This is a genomic window from Phyllobacterium sp. A18/5-2 (assembly GCF_025452215.1).
In the GTDB taxonomy this organism is placed as follows: domain Bacteria; phylum Pseudomonadota; class Alphaproteobacteria; order Rhizobiales; family Rhizobiaceae; genus Phyllobacterium; species Phyllobacterium sophorae.
Genome location: NZ_CP104966.1, coordinates 401071 through 423851 on the forward strand (window position 1 = coordinate 401071; position 22781 = coordinate 423851).

The window sequence follows — 22781 nt, forward strand, 5'->3', positions numbered from 1 at the left end:
GCCTGATGAGACAATACGAAAGCGTCTGACTTGAGCAATCCGGCAATCACAATCGTCATTCCGTGCCGCAACGAGGCCGCCAACCTAGCCTTTCTCCTCGATGAAGTGGATGCAGCCATGGATGGCCGCAGCTACGAAGTTATTGTGGTGGATGATGGCTCGACCGACGCGACTGGCGAGGCACTCGGTGAGAGGATCAAATCAGGCAAGCCGTTGCGCCATGTTCGCCACGACAAATCCGCTGGCCAGAGCGCGGCCGTGCGTTCCGGCGTGTTTGCCGCCAAGGGCAAGGTTGTGGTCACCATGGATGGCGACGGCCAGAACAATCCCGCTTACCTGCCGCAACTTGCTGATGCCTTGCTCCAGGCCGGACCGGCAATCGGCATCGCCGCGGGTCAGCGCCTGAAGCGGACCGACACCAAACTGAAGCAGATTTCGTCGAAATATGCCAACAAGCTGCGCGCTGCAATCCTCAAGGATAATACCCGCGATAGCGGCTGCGGCCTCAAGGCATTGCACACCCACCTGTTCCGCGAACTGCCGTTTTTCGATGGCTGGCATCGCTATCTGCCGGCTCTCGTCATTCGCGAGGGTTACGGCGTGGTGCATGTGGATGTTGTCGATCGCGAGCGCCGCCATGGTAAGTCCAACTACGGCATTCTTGACCGCGGGCTGCGCGGCATTCTCGATCTATACGGTGTCTGGTGGCTGAGAAAGCGCCGCAAGACCGTTCCAACGATTACGGAGATCAGCCATGGCTGACGCTATCACCAATTGGCTGCATTCGGTATTCATCGCGCAGTTTGACGCCTGGGTCGTGCTCGGCTTTTTCGCGCAGGCCTGTTTCACCATGCGCTTTGTGCTGCAGTGGCTTGCCTCGGAACGAGCCAAGCGCAGTGTAGTGCCGGTGACATTCTGGTTCTTTTCGCTGTTCGGCGGTGCGCTGCTGTTCATCTATGCCATTGTCCGCAAGGATCCGGTGTTCATCGCCGGGCAGGGTCTTGGCCTCATCGTCTACATCCGCAATCTCTGGCTCATCGCCAATGAGAAGAAGGCGATGACACAGGACACGTGAGCAAGGGGACTGCCATGACCCACGCCGATCCTGCTCCGGGCAGTGCCAGGCGGCTGCGCGCCAGCCATTACCTGCTATTGATCTTTATCTGCCTCGTGTCCTTCGTTCCCGGTATCGCTTCGATACCGCCGCTGGACCGTGATGAATCCCGCTATATCCAGGCCACCCATCAGATGGCCGAGAGCGGCGATTACGTCGATATCCGCTTTCAGGACTCCTCGCGCTACAAGAAGCCGATCGGCATCTATTGGCTGCAGAGCGCCGCTCTCAAGTTGACGGGGTACGGTGACAACACACCGGTCTGGACGTACCGGCTGGTCTCGGTGGCCGGAGCGACACTCGCAGTGATTGGAACCGCGGCGCTCGGCGCATTCTTCTTCGGCCAAAGCGCAGGTTTGCTCGCTGGGATTGCGCTGGCCGCCATCGTCATGCTCGGCTTTGAAGCGCGGGTGGCAAAGACCGATGCCACGGTGCTGGCGACCGTCGTATTCGCACAGGGAGCACTGGCCTGGATCTGGATGGCAAGCCGTGTGCAGGCGGCGGAGCGGTGGACCCCAGCCCTCATTTTCTGGGTAGCGACCGCAATCGGCGTGCTGATCAAAGGCCCCATCACACCGTTCATAAGCCTCCTCACGATGGGCACTCTCAGCCTTTTTTATCGTGAGTGGCGCTGGCTGAAACGGCTGAAGCCGTTAAGCGGCGTTCTCATCCTGCTGGCAATCGTGCTGCCGTGGCTCATCCTGATAACTCTCAAGAGCGGCGGCGCATTCTTCAACGAATCCGTCAACAAGGACTTCCTGTCGAAAGTCGGCGATGCACAGGAAAGCCATGGCGCTCCGCCAGGCTATTTCGCATTGATCTTCGTCTTCTTCATCTGGCCGTTTGGCGTGCTTGCCATTCGCGGCGGATTGCAGGCATTGAGCCGGTTGCGCGAAGATCCGCGCCTTGCCTTCCTGATGGCCTGGTATATCCCATTCTGGCTGGTGACGGAACTCGTACCCACCAAGCTGCCGCACTACATCCTGCCGGCTTATCCAGCCGTTCTGCTGATGATGGCATGGGCCGTCGACACCGGTATTGCCATGCAGCCCTATCGCGGCCGCTGGCAAATCTGGCTGGAACGCCTGACGCTGCTGGGGCTCGCCGCCGCGACGCTCGCGCTTATGGGAGCGGGCCTTGTCCTCCCCTATGTCATGACCGGTTCGTTCTCGTTCCCGGGCGTCATTGTTTTCTTCACCGCGCTTGCGGCAGGCATCTTCGCCAGCGGGCTCATCCTGAATCAGAACCTCAAGGGTGCGCTGCAAGCTGCTGCAACTTTTGCGATAATTACCCTTGGACTGCTCACTTGGGGGGTCATTCCGGCCTTGACCCCGATATGGCTCAGCCCAGCCATCGCCAATGCCTTCAATGCTGCGAAACCGTGCAGCAACAGCGTGCTGGCTTCGGCGAGGTATACCGAGCCAAGCCTGGTCTTCCTGGCTGGAACCAAAACCCTCCTCACCGATGGTCAGGGCGCGGCACAGCACCTCTTGCGCGACCCGGCATGCGCGATTTCAGCTGTCGACGATCGCGAACACGACGCGTTTATCAGCAATTTGCCCCAGGGCGAGAGATCGGTTGCGGCGGTCGCAACAGTATCTGGCGTCAACTACAGCAAAGGCCGCAGAATGACCATTACACTATACAAGGCAGTGAAATAAGCCGGACCAAATGGTCGATTCAGATGGCAAGCTTTATGCCCTCCAGATGCCGGGATGAGCGGCTTTTCGTCAACTGGACTGGTGTGATCCTTGCCAATAGGTTCGAACCGCAATCGAAAGGGAGAAGAAATGACTGACATTTGGTTTCGTACGGGTGAAGCGACTGTTTTGGCAGCAGAAGGTCAGGTCACAGACGCCATGCCGGAGGTAGTGATCGGGTCGGTCAGGGGCCCGGTAGGACAAGCGTTCGCGTCGATGATGGGTCAGGTCAAGGGTCATACACGCATGTTCGTGGTGCGCGACCTCAACCAGGCGGTACGGCCGGCGACAATGATGACTACCAAAGTCACCATCAAGAACATGGCCTATGCTGAATTGCTCGGCGGTGTCGTACAGGCGGCCATGGGCGATGCGATCGTCGACTGTCTTATCGAGGATATTCTCCCCAGGGATCAGGCTGACGAAATTTGCATGATCATCACGGTCTGGCTCGATCCGCGTTGTGCCGACGACGAAAATCTCGACCACAAGGATCTTTACCGCACTAACTATGAAGCAACGAAACTGGCCATTTCTCGCGCCATGACAGGATCGCCGACGGTCGAGGAATTGATTGCCAACCGCAAGACGGTAAAGCACTACGCACTCGATGGTGTGATCGACTATTAAGGTTACGGCCTGGCCGTGGCCGCCGGCCTAATTGCAGGCGGCGGGGCCTTGAGGTTGATCGCACCTGCTGTAACGGTCGTCGAAGTCGCGGGCAATGTCGGCAATCGTCACGCTGGCGAAACGCGAGACGAGGAATGCCTCGGCTTCCGTGAAGGCCTCCCGCAAGGCAGCATTGACCGATTGCTCCACGAGGCAATCGGGATGGTCGATCGCCAGCCCGATTGCGAACACCTCCGGGCTTCCAAGGGCCCGGTGGATGTCGAGCAGCGATATCTCTTCGAGCGGCCGGGCAAGTGTCCAGCCCCCGCCATGTCCCTTCTCGGAACGAACGTAGCCATCTTCCCGCAGCCCCGCCATTGTTCGGCGCACAACAACCGGATTCGTGTTCAGCATTTGCGCGATCTTTTCCGAAGTCGCTGACCCGTTGTGCCGATCCATATGGATCAGGACATGCAGCATGCGCGATAGTCGGCTGTCGTGTCTCATGTTTTTCCGCTCCTGATAGGGCGCTATAGCACACCAATTCCTATTCCGTAACAAGATTAGTTACATGCTATTGACTCTCAAGTTTCATGTAACTTATGTTGTTCTCCATCTGACGTTATCCACCCGCCTGCAGGAAAAAGGAAGAACTATGCCGTATGATCTGATCGTTGTCGGTGGCAGCTTTGCCGGTTTGTCAGCAGCCATGCAACTTGCTCGCGCTCGCCGCAAAGTGCTTGTTATCGACGCGGGCCATCCGCGTAATCGCTTCGCAAGAACGTCGCACGGCTTTCTTGGCCAGGATGGCAAGCCGCCGCGTGAGATCATCGATGAGGGCAAGCGGCAACTCGCCCTCTATCCTACTGTAGCTTTCACCAGCCAAGAAGCCCTGGCCGCCAGCGCAGGTGAAGGTGGCTTTTCAGTTTCACTCGCCGGCGGAGGGGAAGAGTCTGCCTTACGACTCGTTCTGGCCACGGGCGTGCGGGATGAATTGCCACGAATTCCGGGCCTGCAGGAACGCTGGGGGGTGACAATTTTGCATTGTCCCTATTGCCATGGCTACGAGGTCGGCAACCAGGCTGTCGGCGTCCTTGCCAATCATCCTTCCTCGCCGCACCAGGGCATGCTTTTACCTGACTGGGGTCCGACTACCTACTTCACGCAAGGGGCATTCGAGCCGGACGGCGAGCAAGTTGCAAGCCTGACGGCCCGCGGCGCCCGGATCGAGCGGACGCCCATTGTGGAGCTCCTCGGCAAAGCGCCCGCGCTTGAAGCTGTCAGGCTCAGCGATGACAGGATCGTACCCGTTGCAGCCCTTTTCACCGCACCGAAGACCCAAATGGCGAGCGCGCTGGCGGAGCAACTCGGCTGCATCTTCGATGATGGACCGCTCGGACCTTACATTCGCGTTGACGCCCGGAAAGAAACGACGGTTGCAGGGGTCTTTGCGGCAGGCGATGCGGCCAGCCCCATGGCCAATGCTACTCTGGCCTCCGCCGCAGGCGCGATGGCGGGGTTTGGCGTCCACCAGTCTCTGGTCTTCGGCTGAGCCGGTAGTGGACCGTTTGCGACTATTGTCGAATTGACGGCCGCGAGGATGAATAGGATTATAGTCCTTTTAAAGGACCTTATTCATGCATCGATCGATCAAAGAACATCCCGCATATAACGACCTGATCCGCCAGATAAAGGCAAATGATACTCGGCTAAGAACGCCAACGCGCCACGGTCCGAGCCCCCGTTACGATGAATGGTATCAGTTGCTCAAGCACAAGCAGGATCTCCTGTACATGCAACTCGAGGTCTGGGATGAACTGGACCTTTGTTACAAATATGATCCCAACCAGCCACGCGTGCCAGCCGGCAATTCCGGTGGAGGCCAATGGACTGATGCAGGTGGTGGCATAGATCCGGTTGTGACCGGAGCCACTCTTGCTCAAAGTGCCTCGAAGCCAGCAACCGGTTCATGGATAGGACGAGCCGAGCAAATCGCGCGGGAGATCGACCGTAATATTCCGCTGAGGCAATCGTCAGAAGTCATCCGGTCATACGCTCCGTCACGAGCCTCCTCTCGTTTCTTAAAACGCCGGAACTTGAATATCCTCTTGCCGATGCCGTGCAGCAATATAACGCGATCGCAGCTGCGGATGACCCTTATGTCGTCCCGCTGCTTTCGCTGCGCGCGAAGCAATTCACCAAGGGTGAGACTGATACAAAAATTTGGGCAAGTGTGCGGGAAGTGGATCGTGAGACGTTCAGCAAATTTTGTCCAAACTACTTCACCGTGCAAACACAAGCTGAAATGGTTGCGAACACGATGGGTCCAATGCGGCTCTATGGAACACCACAAAACTACGGCAATCAGTTTCATGCAAGACTTGCGGTGGCTATCAGGCTCTTGAACAACCCAAATCTCCATGCGGAGTATCCTATCTGGAAACCTGGGGCGAATGTTCCCGATCTCGCTATACGATGAGCCAGCCCGCCGCGGCGCCTCGGGAACAATTTTACCTGATATCTACGAGGAAGTGAGCACTGATACGCTATGTCTATACGATGCCAAGACAGGCCCAACCGAGCTGTCACACAGCCGCATGGAATTATTCTCGCGCGGCATGGCCAAGACGAAACCAGGCGTTCGCTACATATTCATCATGGAAGTGCGCACCGGCCCCGCCGGCGAAAGGTGACTCGTCTTATGACCACGACAAAGCAAGTCAAACAGGCAGTACAGCCGCTCCTCCAGCGCCATAGCGATCTCGCATTGGCCGGAAGATTCATTTTCATCAAGCCGGTCCACCATATCCTGCGCGGCGTCTATATCGAACGTGCCGGAGATCCGCGCGCCTTCGAGCCAACATCAACAACGGGGATGCTTGCTCTCGAACGGGACAGGGTTGGACTGGGCTGGGGTGACCAATATTATGGGCATGTCTACGGACCCGGTAATCCCTATGGTCCCAATTGGGATGTCACCAGACCTGAAACCGTCACCTATATGCTGGAGATGATCGAGGAAATCATCCTGCCGCAGATCCGCTCAATCCAAACCTTTGACGATCTTTTTGAGTTCGCCTCAATCGAACGCTCCCGTATTGCACATCCGAAATATTTTCCGCAGACAATGCTGACCTTTGCACTATGCCGAGGCGACCTGGCGGAAGCTCGAATTATCTTGAACAAAGAGCGCAAGCTGCAAGAATATCTGGCGAAAATCTCACCCACGCTTTATCCGGCGCTTTTGACCGGAGATCGTCTCGAGCTCGCTCGCATACTGCACGAATGGGAGGCCAACTCGGTAAAGCTGTACAAGATTGAAAAAATCTGGGAGCGAACGCCATTTGCATTGGAGCTGCAGGGCGGCTCGCTGAGCTGGCAGTCGGCGACAGCACTCTCTCACCAGAACTATCTCTTATGGCACCGTTTGAAGGGGCTCCAAGCGGGTATTATCGAGAGAAAGTGAGGACAAGGGAAAAGGACTCCCTGGGGCTCGATGTCCATGAGGCCGTTAGAAGCGATCTAACCTGCATATATGATTTCAAAACCGGGCAAAAGGTCTTGGCGCACCGCGAAGATGAAATAATGACCACCATCAAGGATGTACGCGATGCGGTGCGGCCGCTCATTCAGCGGCGGAACGATCTGATCTCGACAGGACGATTCGTCTTCATTAAGCCCGTGCAGCACCTGCTGCGCGGCGTCCATATAGACCGTTGCTCTGATCCGGACGTTTTTGTCCCAAAACTTTCAGTGCGATTGCTCGCGCCAAGACACGAAATAAGTTCTCCCGGCTGGTGTCCCCGCTTCAGGCAAGCCAATTATTGCGAGTACATAAGAGAAGCGGGGTGGAACATCACGAAGCCGGAAACGATCGCACAGATGCTGGATATGATCGAGGAAGCGCTGCCGCAACTCTATGCTATTGAAAGTCTGGATGACTATTTTGCCTATCTCTCCGGCCTTCCGATGCCATGGGTCAGTTCATCCACGATCGAGCGCTTCGAAGCTCTGATCCCGGTGATAAAAGGGGAATTCGATATTGCAGTGCGGCTCCTGCAAGAGAACAGGACGGTGCTGGAATATTTCAACTATCTCTCACCAGAGTTCTACCCGGCGCTCCTGGCAGAAGATCGCGTACGAATTACCCGAATCCTCCACGAATGGGAGGCAACCTCCGTCAAAACCTACAAGATTGAAAAAATCTGGAAACGAACGCCATTTCCATTGGAATTGCTGGGCGGCTAGTCACACTCGACTAGCTGCCCTTCCCCACCAGCGGCCTTCCCACCGAATGATATTCGAGGCCGGTGCCTTCGAGGTCCTGTGCACTATAGACGTTGCGCAGGTCAAACAGGGTGTTGCCGCTCATCAGATCGGCCACCCGTTTCAGATCGAGCGCCCGATAGGCATTCCACTCGGTGAGCAGGACGGTAATCCCTGCCCCGTCAACAGCCTCGTATGCCGACTTGCACCACACCACGCCCGGCAAAACCGGTTCGGCCGCGCTACGGGCTTCAGGATCGTGCGCGCGCACAGTCAGACCGGCCTTTTGCAACAGGGGAATGATATCAAGCGCGGGAGACTCGCGAATGTCATCGGTATTGGGTTTGAAGGCAATGCCGAGGACGGCAACAGCCTTCGTGCCATTTGTTTCGGCGGCTTCGATGACCCGTTCGGCCATGGAACGCTTGCGCTTTTCATTGACGGTAACGACCTGCTCGATCAGGGTCTGCGGCGCATTTTTCTTGCGGCCGGTTGCGGCATAGGCGCGTGTGTCCTTCGGAAAACATGACCCGCCAAAACCCGGTCCCGCATGCAGGAACTTCGAGCCGATGCGATTATCCATGCCGATCGCCCGCGCGACGTCCTGCACGTTGCCACCGGCCTTCTCGCACAGATCGGCCACTTCGTTGATGAAAGTCACCTTCATCGCCAGGAAGGCGTTGGCGGCGTATTTGATGATCTCGGCATTTTCGAGCGTCGTCACGATCATCGGCGTCTCGCGCAGGTAAAGCGGGCGGTAAACCCGCCTCATCGCCGCAGCGCCAGCGTCGTCGTGAACACCGACGACAACGCGGTCAGGCCGCAAGAAATCCTCGACGGCCGAGCCTTCGCGCAGGAACTCCGGATTGGAGACCATGGAGAACGGCACGCCCGGACGTGCTTTGGCAATGCGTGCACGCACTTCCGCATTGGTGCCGACAACCACGGTTGATTTGATAACAATGACGGCGCCTGGCTTCATCGCAGCGGCGATTTCATCAGCGGCCGCGTGGATATACTGCAGATCGGCCTCGCCATCCCCGCGACGCGACGGTGTGCCGACGGCGATGAAGATGACTTCTGCATCAGCGACAGTTGTTGCCAGATCGGTTGTGAAGACCAGGCGGCCGTCGCGCGCATTGCGCACTAGAAGTTCATCCAGGCCAGGCTCGTAAATTGTGACTTCGCCCGCCTGCAGGCGTTCGATAATGGCGGGGTTCTTGTCTACACACGAGACTTGAAAGCCAAATTCCGCAAAGCAAACGCCCGACACCAGACCGACATACCCGGTCCCGATCATCGCAATTTTCATCGAAGCATTCCAATCCGTATCAATTTCTGGGTGCAGACATTTCGCACATTAGCGGAGCGCTGCCAATCTTGGCTTTGGCACGAGACCACCCGCGGCAATAATGCCGCAGGCGTTGCCGATGTCTGTATCAATCGCGCTTGGGCGGATTGCGCTCCGGTCCCTTGCGTTCCGCCGAAGCGGCCCACAGGTTGATGTCCGCATCGTTCGCATAGGTATCGATCTCGGCCAGCTCGGCATCGGTGAATGCGAGATTGTCGAGCGCTTTGACACAATCAACCACCTGCTGCGGCTTGCTCGCTCCGATCAGCGCGGTGGTGATGCGGCCTTTGCGCAGCACCCAGGCGAGCGCCATCTGGGCAAGCGTCTGTCCGCGTCTGGCAGCAATCTCGTTGAGCGAGCGAATATTGGCGACGTTGCGCTCATTCAGAAAATCGGGATTGAGCGACTTGCCCTGCGCCGCCCGGCTCTCTTCCGGCACACCTTTCAAATACTTGTCGGTCAGCATTCCCTGCGCCAGCGGCGAGAATACGATCGAACCGATGCCGAGTTCCTCAAGCGTATCGACCAACCCATCTTCCTCGATCCAGCGATTGATCATCGAATAGCTCGGCTGATGGATGAGGCAAGGCGTACCAAGCTCTTCGAGTATGGCCTCAGCTTCGCGCGTACGCTTTGAATTATAAGAGGAAAGGCCGATATATTGCGCGCGGCCGGATCTGACGATGTGATCCAGCGCCATCATCGTCTCTTCAAGCGGCGTATCCGGATCAAACCGGTGCGAATAGAAAATGTCGACATAGTCGAGACCCAGCCGCTTCAGGCTCTGATCGCAGCTGGCGATCATATATTTGCGGCTGCCCCATTCACCATAAGGCCCGGGCCACATATTGTATCCGGCCTTCGAAGAGATGATCAGCTCATCACGATAACCTTTGAAATCGTTCCGCAAAATCTCACCGAACGCCTCTTCGGCGGAGCCGGGTGGCGGACCGTAATTGTTGGCAAGGTCGAAGTGAGTGATTCCGAGATCGAAGGCCTGGCGGCAGATCGCCTGCTTGACCCGATGCGGCGTGTCATGGCCGAAATTATGCCATAACCCGAGGGATATGGCGGGGAGATGGAGGCCACTCCTGCCGCAGCGATTGTATTTCATCGTGTCGTAGCGCTTGGAATTGGGTGTCCAGCTCATGGTCGTCGTCCTGTTCCTATCCATACCGGTGGCGCGGAACTGATTCCGCGACGCGCCGGACTATGGCCCAAACGCTTTATGATGTCATGACATGAATCGTCAGGCCTTGATGACCTGCCCGTCATCGTCGAACCGGTAAGTCCGCCCGGAGTCGGGAGTTGCATAGAGCGTGCCGTCGACATCATAATTGTGTTCGCCGAAAAGACGGACCGTCAGCGGGCCGAAATCGGTCTGGAGATAGATGATCGTATCGGCTCCAAGATGTTCGACATGGATCACCGAGCCCTTCCATTCACCCGATGTCTTGCTCACCTGGATATGTTCCGGGCGGATGCCAATGGTCCTGGCACCGGTCTGACCGAGTTTGGCCGCGTCGATCAGGTTCATCTGCGGCGAGCCGATAAACCCCGCAACGAAGATCGTCTGCGGCGAATTGTAAAGCTCCATCGGCGAGCCGACCTGCTCGATCCGTCCCTGGTTCAGCACGACGATCTTGTCGGCGAGGGTCATCGCCTCAACCTGATCATGCGTGACATAGATCATGGTTGCCTTCAGCTGCCGGTGCAGACGGGCGATTTCCAGACGCGTATTGACGCGCAACGCGGCATCAAGGTTCGAAAGCGGTTCATCAAACAGGAACAGCTGCGGTTCGCGAACGATGGCGCGCCCGATGGCCACACGCTGGCGCTGTCCACCGGACAGTTCTGCCGGACGGCGCTCAAGATAATCGTCGAGCGAAAGCATGGACGAGGCGATCCTGGTGCGCTCCTTGATTTCTTGCGCCGGCTTGCCTGCCTGTTTCAGACCGAGACCCATATTGTCGCGAACCGAGAGATGCGGGTAAAGCGCGTAGGTCTGGAACACCATGGCAATGCCGCGCTTGGCAGGCGGCGTGTTGTTCACCTTCTTGCCATCGATCAGGATGTCGCCTGAAGTCGCATCCTCGAGTCCCGCGATGACCCGCAGCAAGGTGGATTTGCCGCAACCTGACGGTCCGACAAAAATCACGAACTCTCCATCCTTGACCTCGAGGTCGATGCCTTTCAGCACATCCACATGGCCGAAGGACTTGCGGATATTTTCAATCTTCAAAGAACCCAATGTCTTGTTCCCGTTTCTTGATTCAAATTCATAGGTCTACTGGCTTGCCGGTACGCACACTTTCATCCGCCGCGAGGCAGACGCTGAGCGAGCGGACGGCGTCCTGCATGTGGCGGCCAAGGTCGAGATCCTCGCGAATTGCCTTGAGGACAAAGGCCTGTTCAAGATCACAGAGGTCCTGGTGCCCCGGCTCGCCCGCCATGTTCAAAAGTTCGTCCGGTTTGGCAAAGCGGCCGTCCGGTCCCGTCTTTGCCGCGTGCAGCCGGATGGTCGACGTCTTGGTATGCGAGTCGATATCGTCCGACTTGGCGTTCTGGTCCATGACGATGGACACACAACCATTGGGCGAGATTACATCCTTCACGAAGAAGGCGGTTTCCGACATCATCGGACCCCAGCCTGCTTCGTACCAGCCGACCGTTTTGTCATCGAACAGCACCTGCAGATGGCCGTAATTATACATGTTCGGGTCGATCTCATCGGTCAGACGCACGCCCATGCCGCGCACCTGAACCGGCTTGGCATCGGTGATCTGGAGCATGACGTCGAGATAATGCACGCCGCAATCGACGATCGGCGATGTCGTCTTCATCAGTGACTTGTGAGTCTCCCATGTCGCGCCGCTCGACTGCTGGTTGAGGTTCATGCGGAACACGTAGGGACCGCCTAGCTTGCGCGCTTCTTCGATCAGCCGCACCCAGGACGGGTGGTGGCGGAGAATATATCCGATCACCAGCTTGCGGCCATGTTTTCTGGCGGCAGCAACGACGCGTTCAGCGTCCGCGACTGTGGTCGCAAGCGGCTTTTCGACAAAGACATCCGCACCCGCTTCCATCGCCGCCACGGCATAATCGGCGTGACTGTCGGAATAGGTGTTGATCGAGACTAGCTCGGGCTTGAGCTCGGCCAGAGCCTGACCGAACGACGGATGGATCGCGTAGGAGGACAACTCTTCGGGCAGCGGAACCACCGAGCGGTTGACCAGTCCGACAATCTCGAAACCCGGATTGTTGTGATATGCGAGCGCATGGCTCCGGCCCATATTCCCGAGCCCCGCCACAAGAACCCGGATCGGTTTCTGTGCCGTCATTTGACCGCTCCCGATGTTATGCCGCGGATCAGCTGCCGCGAGAAGACAAGGTAGAGAACCAGCACCGGCACAATCGCCAGCGTCAGGGCTGCAAGAACCGCATTCCAGTTGGTCACGAACTGGCCGATGAACACCTGGCTGCCGAGTGTTACCGTCTTGGTGGCGTCACTCGGAGCGAGGATCAGCGGGAACCACAGATCATTCCAGATCGGGATCATGGTGAAGACCGCGACCGTCGCCATCGCAGGCCGGACCAGCGGCAGGACCAGCCGGAAGAAGATCGAGTACTCGGAAAGACCGTCGATGCGCCCGGCGTTCTTCAGGTCGTCGGAAACCGTTCGCATGAATTCGGTCAGGATGAAGACAGCAAGCGGCAGCCCTTGCGCCGTATAGACGAGGATGAGCGCGGTCAGCGTATTGACCAGTCCTGCCGCAACCATGCCTTGCAGAATAGCCACCGTCCCGAGACGGATCGGGATCATGATGCCGAGCGCCAGATAGAGGCCCATCATCGTGTTGCCGCGGAAACGATATTCCGAAAGCGCGAAGGCCGCCATCGCTCCGAACAGCAGGACGAAGAAGATCGACACGGCGGTGACGATGAAACTGTTCTGGAAATACAGGACGAAATCGCCCTGTTTCAGAACCGTTTCATAGCCCACGAGGCTGAATGTTGATGGCGTCGGCAGTCCGAGCGGATCACGGAAGATCGATGCCCGGTCCTTGAACGAGTTGATGACGGTCAGGAACACCGGAAACAGCGCGACAAGCGTGTAGGCGCCGAGAGCCAAATGAACGAAGCCGGTACGGATGGGTGAAGCGGTTGGTTTTGCCATGTGCTTGATCCTAGAACTGGTACCGGCGCATGCGCCGCTGGATGGCAAAGAGGTAGAGGCAGACACCCGACAGGATGATGAGGAACATCACCGTCGCGATCGTCGCGCCCATCGATTTATCGCCGATCTGCAGCTGGAAGCCGAAGAAGGTGCGGTAGAGCAAGGTACCCAGAATGTCAGTCGATCCATCTGGCCCGGCCAACGCGCCCTGTACCGTATAGATCAGGTCGAACGCATTGAAATTGCCGACAAACGTCAGGATGGAGATGATGCCGATGGAGGGCAGGATCAACGGCAGCTTGATTTTCCAGAACTGGCTCCAGCCGGTTACCCCATCGCACTCGGCGGCTTCAAGCACCTCATCGGGAATGTTCAGCATGGCGGCATAGATCAGCATCATCGGGATACCGACATATTGCCAGACCGAAATAAGCGACACAGCGATCAGCGCAGTGTCCGGCTTGCCGAGCCACGGCGAGAACAGCGACTTCAACCCGACCAGATCAAGGAGATAAGGGGAAACGCCCCAGATCGGCGACAGGATCAGCTTCCAGATGAACCCGACGATCACGAAGGACAGCAAGGTCGGCAGGAACATCGCGGTGCGGTAGAACGCGCCAAAACGCAGCTTCGGCACCGACAGCAGGGCGGCCAGTGCAACGCCAATCGGATTCTGCACCAGCATGTGGATGAGGAAGAAGATGAAGTTATTGCCCAGGGCATTCCAGAAACTGGCAGCCCACCGCGGATCGCCGAAGAGCACCTGAAAATTACCGAAGCCGACAAAAGCGCTCTGGCCGTCCTTGACGTTGAACAGGGATAGCCGCAGCGTTTCGATGAGCGGCAGGATCATCACCGCAGTATAGACAAGCAGGGCCGGCAGCAAAAACACCAGAATGTGCCAGCGACGCTGGCGTTTGTCCTCACCTCGATCGATCGATACTTCTGCGACTGTGGCCATTGAATCCGAGACCCCTGCTTTTGATTTTTGGTCGTGCTTAACACGGCACACGACTACCTTGTGCAAGATGATAGCGTGACGGTGCACGTCGCGCTTCAGCTAAAGAAATAGCCGGAACGCCCTGTCGCGGACGCCCCGGCTAGCGATTTGCTTACTTGGCAGGCTTGTACCAGCTGTCGAGACCGTCCTGCAGCTTCTTGGCGGCAGCTTCCGGCGTGTCCGTGCCGTTGATCACGTTGGCCGATTCAACCCAGGTTTCGTTCTCGAGATTCGGTGTGCCGCGCGCCAGGATCTGATAGGTCGAGCGGATCGTTGGCTTGCACTTTTCACGCCACGAGACGAATTCCTGTGCCAGCGGATCAGCCATCTTCACCGGTGTCGAATTCAGGCTGAAGAAGCCTGGAAGCGCATTGGCATAGATGTCGGCGAATTCTGGCGAAGCAACCCACTCGAGGAACTTCTTGGCTTCTTCCGGATGGGCACTCTTGGCATTGAGGCCGGCACCGATATCGTTGTGGTCGGAGATGTAGCAAGCGTCACCGGCATTTTTGACCGGCGGCGGGAATGCACCCATCTTGAACTGCGCCTGCGTATTGAACAGGCCGATTTCCCACGAACCCGCAGGGTAGATTGCAGCCCGGCCAAGCGTGAACAGGTTCTGGCTGTCCGGATAGGTCTGGGCTTCGAAACCGTCGCCAAGGTAATCCTTCCACTTGAGAAGAACCTTGTAAGGCTCAACCCATTCCGGATCGGTCAGTTTTGCTTCGCCCTTGATGAGCTTGGCACGGCCCTCTTCACCCTTCCAGTACGTCGGTCCGATGTTCTGGTAGCCCATCGTTGCGGCTTCCCAGAGATCTTTCGTACCCATCGCCATCGGAATATAGGTGCCGTCTGCCTTGATCTTGTCGAGAGCAGCAAAGAATTCGGCTTCCGTGGTCGGAATGGCGATGCCGAGCTTCTCGAAGGCATCCTTGTTGTAGATGAAGCCATGGATAACCGAAGCCATCGGCACGCAGAACGTGTCCTTGCCATCGTCGGTCGTCCAGGCAGCCTTGGCTACATCCGAGAAGTTCTTCATGCCCGGGAGATCGTTCAGGCTCGTCAGATTGCCGCGCTTGAACTGCTCCAGGGATTTATCGAAGGGGCGGCAAGTGATGATGTCACCGGCACTGCCCGCATCGAAGCGGGCACCGAGAGCCGCGTCATATTCGGTTGGCGGTGTCGGAGCGAACTTGACCTTGATGCCCGGGTTCTTGGCTTCGAACGCCGGAATGAGCTTTTCCTGCCAGATGGCGAGATCGTCGGTACGCCAGCTTTCAATCGTCAGCGTGGTATCTGCGGCGTGAGCAAAACCGGCCGTAGCCAGGATGCTGGTCGCCATAAGCAGTGTTTTTAGTGTCGTGCTTCCCATTTTAGTCTCCTGTTGCACCCTTATGAGCAGTGCCGTTAATGAGAGCCCGGATTCTTAACGAGAACCAAGACTCCCTTTCAGTTCCGAAAGCGCCGGGCGAAGCCTCTGTTGATTGCTTTCGAGAATTTCTGATGCTTTTTCTGCATTTGCCGCGCCTGCCGCGAGCAGAATCGCCGCCTTGACCGAACCGCCGCTCGCCTCAAGCAGCTTTGCAGCGTCGCTGATATCGCAGGTGCTAATGGCCGATACAATTCGCGCTGCCCGCTCGCGCAGCTTGATATTGTCCGCGGTGAGATTGACCATGTAACCGTCATGGACATGGCCGAGATGCACGGCCATCAAAGTCGACAAGAGATTAAGCGCGATCTTCTGAGCAGTGCCGGCACCCATGCGTGTTGACCCTGCAACCATTTCTGGCGGCGTCTCCAGTGTGATGGTGACATCTGCCCCTTCAAACAGCGGAACATCGGGATTATTGGCGATCGAGATGATTTTCAGCCCGCGCTTGATTGCTTCATCGATGGCAGCAAGCGCATAGGGTGTCGTACCGCTGGCGGAAATCGCGATCAGGCAATCGCCCTTTTGAAGGTCCGCCTGCGTAATGTCCTTGGCCGCCTGGCTCTTGTCATCTTCATAGACGCCAGCAAGGCGGTCGAGGCTGGCGACCCCGCCTGCAAGCAAGATGACGATACGATCCGGAGCAATACCATACGTCCCCGGCAACTCGAGCGCATCGGCCAACGCCATAAGGCCAGAACTACCTGCCGCCGCATAGGCGAGACGCCCGCCAGCGCGAAGTGTATCGGCGGCCAGGAGAGCAGCCTTGGTGATGGAATTCGTTGCCCGCGCCACGGAAGCCGCAGCCTCAATCTGGGCATCGTGCAGCAAACGAAGGACATCTTCTGGCGATCGCTCGTCCAGTCCGGATGCCTTGTCGTTACGCTGCTCGGTACGTGCTGTTCCCACTGCCTCTCTCCTCGTTCCGATAATTAATGCCAAAAAAATACCACTTGTCCAGCAAATCTTAAAAAAATATGATACAAAAGTCTGGCTTGCATTTTTTATCTTTACATTTCAATGAGTTTTGGAAAAAATTGGAAAAGCATAAATTATTGCTTGGCTATTGGTATTTTATTGGTATTCTGTTTTTTGGAGGGCGAATGAACGTGACTTATCTCCTGGGAATTGATGGTGGTGGCACCGGCTGCAGGGCCGCATTGGCTGATATGGACGGCCATGTGCTGGGCGTCGGCAAAAGCGGTTCGGCCAATATCATGACAGACATGAATACGGCACGTCTCAACATTCTTGATGCAACGGAAGCAGCACTCATAGCGGCCCAGATTGATCCCTCCGCGATCAGCTCTATCTCAGCAGTCCTTGGCCTTGCCGGCGCCAATGTCGGCGGCAACAGCGCCCAACTGCAAGCAATGTTGCCGTTCAAGAACTCACTTGTGTACTCCGATGGCGTGATTGCGCTTCAGGGAGCGCTTGGGGACCATGACGGCACAGTGGTTATTCTTGGCACTGGTTCTGCCTTTGTTAGCCGATCCGGTGCCGATATCCGCTTCGCGGGGGGCTGGGGCTTCAACGTCAGCGATCTCGGGGGTGGCGCACGGCTGGGCCGGGATCTGCTCGAAGAGACTTTGCTCGCCCATGACGGGTTCCATCCTTCCTCCCCCATGACCGGCGCGGTCATGGAGAGATTTGGCGGCAATCCACATCGCATCGTTCAGTTCGCTCATTCGGCGCGCCCAAGCGATTATGGTTCTTTTGCGCCCATGGTTTTCGACTATGCCGCACAAGAGGACAAGGTCGCTCTTGCCATTTTGCGAAAAACGGTCGGGCAAATCGAAGAGGGCCTAGACGCAATCATGGCAGGAACGCCGATGCGCCTTTCGTTATTGGGTGGCCTTGGCCCGCTTTACGAGCCGCTCCTGTCACCACGCTATCGCGCTAGACTTCAAAAACCCTTGAATGATGCCCTGACCGGAGCGGTACAACTTGCTGTAAAGAATTTCGCCGAAGTCACGGTGGGGGTGATCTATGGCTGACGGTTTGATTGACATCCTTCCAACACTCAACGATTCCGTCAGCGGCGGACCGCTTTACGTCAAATTGCAACGACTTATCGAAAATGCCGTGCGCGATGGCATGCTCCATCCGGGCGATGCACTGCCACCCGAGCGCGAACTCGCAGCCATGGCAGACATATCGCGCGTCACGGTTCGCAAGGCAGTCCAGGGCCTGGTCAATAGCGGTCTGCTTGTGCAGCGGCACGGGTCCGGCACATTCGTTGCGCCGCGTTCGGAGCGCGTCGAACAGTCACTTTCGCATCTCACATCTTTCACCGAGGACATGGCCAGACGCGGCATGATCGTCCGTTCGACCTGGCTCGACCGCGGTATCTATGCCCCCTCGCCCGAGGAAATGGTCACGCTTGGCTTGTCGTCCGGCGAAAAGGTCGCTCGCATCAGCCGCCTGCGCGTTGCCAATGATACCCCGATGGCAATCGAACGGGCGGCACTTTCGGTTCACGTCCTGCCCAACCCGGAATTGGTAACGCTTTCGCTTTATGCGGTTCTGGCGGAAGGCGGCAACCGGCCGGTCCGTGCGATACAGCGTATTTCGGCAGCCATACTGAAGGAAAATGATGCTAAATTGCTCCAGGTTCCGGCCGGTTCAGCCAGCCTGAACATCGAGCGCATATCATATCTGGAATCAGGAAAGGTGATCGAATTCACACGATCGATCTACCGGGCCGACGCCTATGAATTTGTCGCCGAACTGAAGCTTGGCGATTCTTCGGAAATATCAGGAGCAGTGCTTTGACGACCAAGACAACATTGATGCGGGAAGAGATCCTGTCCATTCCCGCGGTCACGGCGCGGTTTTTGGACGCTTCCCGCGATGCACTTGCGTCAGCCGGCGCGAAATTGCGCGAGAAGAACCCGCCCTTCCTGGCGTCGATCGCCCGTGGATCATCCGATCATGTCTGCGCGTTCCTGAAATATTCGAGCGAACTCACCGCCGGCGTCCCGGTCGCCTCACTCGGTCCCTCCGTGGCGTCGATTTATGGTGTGACGCTCAAGCTTGGGAGCGCCGCCACATTATCCATCTCGCAGTCGGGCAAGAGCCCCGACATCGTCAGCATGACCAAGGCAGCAAGCGACAGCGGTGCACTTACCATCGCCATTACCAATGTGATCAATTCCGATCTCGCCAATGCCAGCGACTTTCCCATTGATATCCTGGCTGGGCCTGAACGCAGTGTTGCCGCTACAAAGTCGTTTGTCAGCTCGGCCGTTGCCGGTCTTGCGCTGATCGGCCATTGGACCGAGGACAAGAAACTGTTAGCCGCCATTGACGCGCTTCCGGCGGCCTTGGCCAAGGCCATCGATTGCGACTGGTCGCCCTTTGCCCGTGCGCTGAAGGATGAAAATTCACTTTTTGTCCTCGGACGCGGGCCGTCCCTTGCAATTTCCAACGAAGTCGCACTGAAATTCAAGGAAACCAGCGCGGTTCACGCTGAGTCCTATAGCAGCGCCGAAGTCATGCACGGACCGAAAGCCATCGTCGGCAAAGGCTTCCCCGTCCTGGTTCTGGCGGCGCGCGACGCAGCCGAAGACTCCATCGTCGAAGCGGCGGACCGTCTGGCGGAACAGGGTGCCGCAGTCTTCCTGACATCGACAAAGCCATCCAAGGCGACCGCCTTGCCCTTCGTTGCAACATCGCATCCGCTGACCGATCCGCTTGCCCTGCTTGTGTCTTTCTATGCGTTCGTGGAAAGCTTTGCCCGCAGCCGCGGGCTGAACCCGGATGAGCCGCCGCATTTGAGAAAAGTGACTGAAACCTTATGAGCACCGTATACGCACTCACTGGCGCCGCGATATTCGACGGTGAGAACTGGCATGCCGAGATCAGCCTTGGTCGTTGATGGCGGCGTCGTGAAGAACATTACGGCGGCCTCAACATTGCATGGCGATATCCGAAAGGTCGAACTGCAGGGCGGCATGCTCGTGCCCGGCTTCATCGATATTCAGGTCAATGGCGGCGGCGGCGCGCTTCTCAATGACGGCCCGAGTGTCGACACGATCCGCACCATATGCGATGCGCATGTCGCTTTTGGCACCACGGCCTTGCTCCCGACGCTGATCACCGACACACCAGAGATCACGGCAGCGGCGCTCGCCGCGGGCAAAGCTGCGGCGCAGGAAAAGGTTGCGGGATTTATCGGCTTGCATATCGAGGGACCACATCTCTCGATTACGCACAAGGGGACGCACGATCCCAAGCTGATCCGTCCAATGGACGATGCCGATCTCCTTGCCCTCATCGAGGCGGCGCAGGAAATTCCGGTTCTCCTGACCACGGTCGCGCCGGAAACCGTGCCAGTAGACAAGATAAGGGCAATGGCGGACGCCGGGATAATCGTCAGCCTTGGTCACAGCGGCGCTTCCTATGAGATCGCCCTGGCAGCCAAGGACGCGGGCGCCACGATGGTCACACACTTGTTCAACGCCATGAGCCAGCTTGGTCACCGCAGTCCCGGCGTGGTGGGAGCGGCTTTGCAATCGGGCACGTTGTCTGCCGGATTGATCGCCGATGGCTTTCATGTCGACAAGGCTTCGATGTCGATTGCGCTGCGTGCCAAACAGGGACCGTCAAAGATATTCCTTGTCACCGACGCCATGTCCACGATCGGTACGGACATTACATCGTTCACACTGAATGGCCGCAAGATCACACGTGCCGGCGGCCGCCTGACGCTGGAGGATGGCACACTCGCGGGCGCCGACCTCGACATGATCTCGGCCGTGCGGTTCGTCCATCGCGAACTTGGATTGCCGCTCGACGGGGCCTTTCGCATGGCCTCACTCTATCCGGCAGAGAGCATCCGCATCCATCATCACTATGGGCGCCTGGATGCCGGCTTCGTTGCCAATGTGGTCCACCTTGATGACAAGCTCGATGTCAATCACGTCTGGATCGACGGGGATCTGCACTTCGCACGTTGACGCCAGGAACGCATTGGCCATATTCCTTAGTTCGCGATAGTCGGAGAATTGGAATGGCCAAGGATGCGCTGATCGTCATCGATGTACAGAATGATTTCTGTCCGGCTGGCGCGCTCGCTGTGGATAGCGGCGACGAGATCGTTCCGGTCATCAATAAGCTCATCGTGCGCTTCGATCATGTCGTCCTAACCCAGGACTGGCACCCGGCTGGGCATTCAAGTTTCGCGTCAACGCATCCGGGCAAGGCGCCGTTCGAAACGATTGAGATGCCCTATGGCAAGCAGACGCTCTGGCCGGATCACTGTATTCAGGGAACGGGTGGCGCTGACTTCCACCCAGATCTGCAATGGACAAAGGCTGAACTGGTGATCCGCAAAGGCTTCCGGCCGCATGTCGACAGTTATTCGGCTTTCTTCGAAAATGACCACAGGACACCCACCGGCCTCGCCGGTTACCTGCGGGAACGCGAAATCACCAATGTGACTTTCGTTGGCCTCGCGACTGACTATTGCGTTGCCTATTCGGCACTGGATGCAGTCGAGCATGGATTCTGCCGCTGATGTGCTTCTCGATGCATGCCGGGGCATAAATCTCGGGGGTTCGCTTGCGGCAATGATTACAAAAATGCGGAAGGCTGGCGTCACATTGGTCTGAAGCCCCTTAATTGCATGGCGCAAAATTGAACAGCTGCGCATTTTTTCCACAGGCTTGAACCAAGGTATGAGTTCAAAGTCATAAACCTGTTGTTTATCTGTCACATAATGGAGATACTGCACCCAAGCGCACTTCAGATGACGCCTTATCATGGGAGATTAAAATGACTTATCGTGGTACACGCCTGGGCCTTGCACTAGGCATTATTCTCGCTTCATCCACATCATCCTTCGCCGTCACCGAGATCAGCTGGTGGCATGCAATGACAGGCGCCAATAACGAAGTTGTGGAGACGCTGTCGAAGGAATTCAACGCGAGCCAGAGCGACTACAAGGTCGTTCCGGTATTCAAGGGCACCTATCCGGAAACGCTCAATGCCGGCATCGCCGCTTTCCGTGCCAAGCAGGCACCCGATATCATGCAGGTATTCGATGCAGGTACTGGCGTCATGATGGGCGCCGAAGGCGCCATCAAGCCAGTTGCCGACATCCTGTCGATGGGGGGCGCGAAGTTCGACAAGAGCCTTTATCTGCCCGGCATCGTCTCCTACTATTCGAAGCCGGACGGCACGATGCTGTCCTTCCCCTATAACAGCTCCTCGCCGATCCTTTATTACAACAAGGATATCTTCAAGAAAGCCGGTCTCGACGAGAACAACCCGCCAAAGACCTGGCCCGAGGTCTGGGAAGCTGCCAAGAAGATCAAGACCAGCGGCGCGGCAAAGTGCGGTTTTACCTCAACCTGGCTAACCTGGATTCATACTGAAAACTTTGCTGCCTGGAACAATCTTTCCTTCGGCACCAATGAAAACGGCATCGCCGGCAATGATGTCGAGCTGAAGATAAACGCGCCAATCTTCGTCAAGCACTTCCAGGAACTTGCGGACCTGGCTAAAGATGGCACTTTCCGTTATGGCGGACGTACCTCTGAAGCCAAACAGCTCTTTATCTCTGGCGAATGCGGAATCTTTACCGAGTCATCCGGTGGTCTCGGCGATGTCGTCAAGTCGGGCATGAACTACGGCACGGGCGAACTGCCGTACGAACCGGGAGCCCAGGGCGCCCCGCAGAACACTATACCCGGCGGCGCGAGCCTCTGGGTCTTTGCCGGCAAGAGTGACGAGCAATACAAGGGCGTTGCTGCCTTCTTCAATTTCCTCTCCAAGACCGACATCCAGGCGCGCCTGCATCAGGTGTCTGGCTACTTGCCGGTAACGCTGGCCGCCTATGAAGAAACCAAGAAATCCGGTTTCTACGACAAGAACCCTGCTCGTGAGATTCCGATCAAGCAGATGTTGGGCAAGGCTCCAACGGAAAACTCCAAGGGTGTCCGGCTCGTTAACCTGCCGCAGGTTCGCGACATCGAGAACGAGGAGTACGAGAACATGTTGGCTGGCAAACAGACTGCCCAACAGGCTCTCGATAACGCCGTCAAGCGCGGCAACGCTGCGATTAAGCAAGCACTCGGTCAATAATATCCCCTCATGACAGCCCTGTCCGTATCGGTTACGGACAGGGCTA

General features: G+C 57.2%; 22 protein-coding genes and 2 pseudogenes. 15 read left to right on the forward strand and 9 right to left on the reverse strand.

What is annotated here, in order from left to right; all coding sequences use genetic code 11:
* Positions 1–30 precede the first annotated feature (30 nt).
* The 4 genes from N8E89_RS02025 to fae all read left to right on the forward strand — a co-directional run bounded on the left by N8E89_RS02025 (position 31) and on the right by fae (position 3444).
* Positions 31–762, forward strand: a complete 732-nt coding sequence (locus N8E89_RS02025) for a glycosyltransferase family 2 protein (RefSeq protein WP_262261004.1) — start codon at positions 31–33, stop codon at positions 760–762.
* Entirely contained in the window at positions 755–1075 is a 321-nt protein-coding gene (locus tag N8E89_RS02030; RefSeq protein WP_106662694.1) for a lipid-A-disaccharide synthase N-terminal domain-containing protein, read from the forward strand. Before N8E89_RS02025 ends, N8E89_RS02030 begins: the two co-directional genes overlap by 8 nt.
* Positions 1076–1089: 14 nt before the next feature.
* Entirely contained in the window at positions 1090–2775 is a 1686-nt protein-coding gene (locus tag N8E89_RS02035; protein ID WP_262261005.1) for an ArnT family glycosyltransferase, read from the forward strand.
* 129 nt (positions 2776–2904) lie between these two features.
* Complete coding sequence (gene fae, locus N8E89_RS02040) at positions 2905–3444, forward strand: formaldehyde-activating enzyme (protein WP_106662693.1); 540 nt, start codon at positions 2905–2907, stop codon at positions 3442–3444.
* A 27-nt stretch (positions 3445–3471) separates the two neighbouring features.
* Here the strand turns inward: fae and N8E89_RS02045 are convergent, their stop codons facing one another.
* Entirely contained in the window at positions 3472–3930 is a 459-nt protein-coding gene (locus N8E89_RS02045) for an Rrf2 family transcriptional regulator (protein WP_262261006.1), read from the reverse strand.
* Positions 3931–4078: 148 nt separating this feature from the next.
* On the opposite strand from N8E89_RS02045, the gene N8E89_RS02050 reads away from it, so the two are divergent.
* The 5 genes from N8E89_RS02050 (at position 4079) to N8E89_RS02070 (ending at position 7671) form a co-directional block, all read left to right on the forward strand.
* The gene (locus N8E89_RS02050; protein WP_262261007.1) at positions 4079–4975 is read left to right on the forward strand and encodes an NAD(P)/FAD-dependent oxidoreductase; all 897 of its coding nucleotides are present in this window, start codon (positions 4079–4081) and stop codon (positions 4973–4975) included.
* 567 nt (positions 4976–5542) lie between these two features.
* Positions 5543–5902, forward strand: coding sequence for a hypothetical protein (locus N8E89_RS02055; protein ID WP_262261008.1), 360 nt, complete (start codon positions 5543–5545; stop codon positions 5900–5902).
* Positions 5877–6116, forward strand: coding sequence for a hypothetical protein (locus tag N8E89_RS02060; protein WP_262261009.1), 240 nt, complete (start codon positions 5877–5879; stop codon positions 6114–6116). The genes N8E89_RS02055 and N8E89_RS02060 overlap by 26 nt, the downstream gene beginning before the upstream one ends.
* 8 nt (positions 6117–6124) lie before the next feature.
* Complete coding sequence (locus tag N8E89_RS02065) at positions 6125–6889, forward strand: hypothetical protein (protein WP_262261010.1); 765 nt, start codon at positions 6125–6127, stop codon at positions 6887–6889.
* Positions 6890–7008: 119 nt separating this feature from the next.
* Positions 7009–7671, forward strand: a complete 663-nt coding sequence (locus tag N8E89_RS02070; protein ID WP_262261011.1) for a hypothetical protein — start codon at positions 7009–7011, stop codon at positions 7669–7671.
* Positions 7672–7681: 10 nt separating this feature from the next.
* Here N8E89_RS02070 and N8E89_RS02075 read toward each other — a convergent pair whose 3' ends face one another.
* The 8 genes from N8E89_RS02075 to N8E89_RS02110 all read right to left on the reverse strand — a co-directional run bounded on the left by N8E89_RS02075 (position 7682) and on the right by N8E89_RS02110 (position 16555).
* On the reverse strand, positions 7682–9001 hold the full coding sequence (locus N8E89_RS02075) for a UDP-glucose dehydrogenase family protein (protein WP_262261012.1): 1320 nt from the start codon (positions 8999–9001) through the stop codon (positions 7682–7684).
* 127 nt (positions 9002–9128) lie between these two features.
* Entirely contained in the window at positions 9129–10190 is a 1062-nt protein-coding gene (gene mgrA, locus N8E89_RS02080) for an L-glyceraldehyde 3-phosphate reductase (protein WP_106662686.1), read from the reverse strand.
* Between the two features lie 99 nt (positions 10191–10289).
* The gene (locus tag N8E89_RS02085) at positions 10290–11291 is read right to left on the reverse strand and encodes an ABC transporter ATP-binding protein (protein ID WP_106662685.1); all 1002 of its coding nucleotides are present in this window, start codon (positions 11289–11291) and stop codon (positions 10290–10292) included.
* 28 nt (positions 11292–11319) lie between these two features.
* Positions 11320–12381, reverse strand: coding sequence for a Gfo/Idh/MocA family protein (locus tag N8E89_RS02090; protein ID WP_262261013.1), 1062 nt, complete (start codon positions 12379–12381; stop codon positions 11320–11322).
* The gene (locus tag N8E89_RS02095; RefSeq protein ID WP_106662683.1) at positions 12378–13217 is read right to left on the reverse strand and encodes a carbohydrate ABC transporter permease; all 840 of its coding nucleotides are present in this window, start codon (positions 13215–13217) and stop codon (positions 12378–12380) included. Before N8E89_RS02095 ends, N8E89_RS02090 begins: the two co-directional genes overlap by 4 nt.
* Before the next feature lie 10 nt (positions 13218–13227).
* Positions 13228–14178 (reverse strand): carbohydrate ABC transporter permease, encoded by a 951-nt coding sequence (locus N8E89_RS02100; protein WP_106662682.1) that lies wholly within the window; start codon positions 14176–14178, stop codon positions 13228–13230.
* Positions 14179–14329: 151 nt separating this feature from the next.
* A complete protein-coding gene (locus N8E89_RS02105) occupies positions 14330–15589 on the reverse strand; it encodes an ABC transporter substrate-binding protein (RefSeq protein WP_106662681.1) in 1260 nt (419 codons plus the stop codon).
* Between the two features lie 54 nt (positions 15590–15643).
* Entirely contained in the window at positions 15644–16555 is a 912-nt protein-coding gene (locus tag N8E89_RS02110; RefSeq protein WP_262261014.1) for an N-acetylmuramic acid 6-phosphate etherase, read from the reverse strand.
* A 200-nt stretch (positions 16556–16755) separates the two neighbouring features.
* Between N8E89_RS02110 and N8E89_RS02115 the strand changes: the two genes are divergently transcribed.
* The 6 genes and pseudogenes from N8E89_RS02115 to ugpB all read left to right on the forward strand — a co-directional run bounded on the left by N8E89_RS02115 (position 16756) and on the right by ugpB (position 22735).
* Positions 16756–17643, forward strand: coding sequence for a glucosamine kinase nucleotide-binding domain-containing protein (locus N8E89_RS02115; protein ID WP_106663287.1), 888 nt, complete (start codon positions 16756–16758; stop codon positions 17641–17643).
* Positions 17636–18421, forward strand: coding sequence for a GntR family transcriptional regulator (locus tag N8E89_RS02120; RefSeq protein WP_106662679.1), 786 nt, complete (start codon positions 17636–17638; stop codon positions 18419–18421). Before N8E89_RS02115 ends, N8E89_RS02120 begins: the two co-directional genes overlap by 8 nt.
* 17 nt (positions 18422–18438) lie before the next feature.
* Entirely contained in the window at positions 18439–19449 is a 1011-nt protein-coding gene (locus N8E89_RS02125) for an SIS domain-containing protein (RefSeq protein ID WP_106663286.1), read from the forward strand.
* A pseudogene (gene nagA, locus N8E89_RS02130) lies at positions 19446–20607 on the forward strand (N-acetylglucosamine-6-phosphate deacetylase). Before N8E89_RS02125 ends, nagA begins: the two are co-directional and overlap by 4 nt.
* Before the next feature lie 53 nt (positions 20608–20660).
* Positions 20661–21261: pseudogene (gene pncA, locus N8E89_RS02135) on the forward strand (bifunctional nicotinamidase/pyrazinamidase).
* Between the two features lie 163 nt (positions 21262–21424).
* The gene (gene ugpB / locus N8E89_RS02140; RefSeq protein ID WP_262261016.1) at positions 21425–22735 is read left to right on the forward strand and encodes a sn-glycerol-3-phosphate ABC transporter substrate-binding protein UgpB; all 1311 of its coding nucleotides are present in this window, start codon (positions 21425–21427) and stop codon (positions 22733–22735) included.
* Positions 22736–22781 lie beyond the last annotated feature (46 nt).

What these genes read in the sequence shown, in the direction of transcription:
- N8E89_RS02120 (WP_106662679.1), top strand. Translation starts at nt 17,636, where the DNA reads ATGGCTGACGGTTTGATTGACATCCTTCCAACACTCAACGATTCCGTC.
- N8E89_RS02090 (WP_262261013.1), bottom strand. Translation starts at nt 12,381, where the DNA reads ATGACGGCACAGAAACCGATCCGGGTTCTTGTGGCGGGGCTCGGGAAT.
- N8E89_RS02065 (WP_262261010.1), top strand. Translation starts at nt 6,125, where the DNA reads ATGACCACGACAAAGCAAGTCAAACAGGCAGTACAGCCGCTCCTCCAG.
- N8E89_RS02050 (WP_262261007.1), top strand. Translation starts at nt 4,079, where the DNA reads ATGCCGTATGATCTGATCGTTGTCGGTGGCAGCTTTGCCGGTTTGTCA.
- N8E89_RS02070 (WP_262261011.1), top strand. Translation starts at nt 7,009, where the DNA reads ATGACCACCATCAAGGATGTACGCGATGCGGTGCGGCCGCTCATTCAG.
- N8E89_RS02075 (WP_262261012.1), bottom strand. Translation starts at nt 9,001, where the DNA reads ATGAAAATTGCGATGATCGGGACCGGGTATGTCGGTCTGGTGTCGGGC.
- fae (WP_106662693.1), top strand. Translation starts at nt 2,905, where the DNA reads ATGACTGACATTTGGTTTCGTACGGGTGAAGCGACTGTTTTGGCAGCA.
- mgrA (WP_106662686.1), bottom strand. Translation starts at nt 10,190, where the DNA reads ATGAGCTGGACACCCAATTCCAAGCGCTACGACACGATGAAATACAAT.
- N8E89_RS02060 (WP_262261009.1), top strand. Translation starts at nt 5,877, where the DNA reads ATGTTCCCGATCTCGCTATACGATGAGCCAGCCCGCCGCGGCGCCTCG.
- N8E89_RS02045 (WP_262261006.1), bottom strand. Translation starts at nt 3,930, where the DNA reads ATGAGACACGACAGCCGACTATCGCGCATGCTGCATGTCCTGATCCAT.
- N8E89_RS02100 (WP_106662682.1), bottom strand. Translation starts at nt 14,178, where the DNA reads ATGGCCACAGTCGCAGAAGTATCGATCGATCGAGGTGAGGACAAACGC.
- N8E89_RS02125 (WP_106663286.1), top strand. Translation starts at nt 18,439, where the DNA reads ATGCGGGAAGAGATCCTGTCCATTCCCGCGGTCACGGCGCGGTTTTTG.
- N8E89_RS02105 (WP_106662681.1), bottom strand. Translation starts at nt 15,589, where the DNA reads ATGGGAAGCACGACACTAAAAACACTGCTTATGGCGACCAGCATCCTG.
- N8E89_RS02035 (WP_262261005.1), top strand. Translation starts at nt 1,090, where the DNA reads ATGACCCACGCCGATCCTGCTCCGGGCAGTGCCAGGCGGCTGCGCGCC.
- ugpB (WP_262261016.1), top strand. Translation starts at nt 21,425, where the DNA reads ATGACTTATCGTGGTACACGCCTGGGCCTTGCACTAGGCATTATTCTC.
- N8E89_RS02095 (WP_106662683.1), bottom strand. Translation starts at nt 13,217, where the DNA reads ATGGCAAAACCAACCGCTTCACCCATCCGTACCGGCTTCGTTCATTTG.
- N8E89_RS02030 (WP_106662694.1), top strand. Translation starts at nt 755, where the DNA reads ATGGCTGACGCTATCACCAATTGGCTGCATTCGGTATTCATCGCGCAG.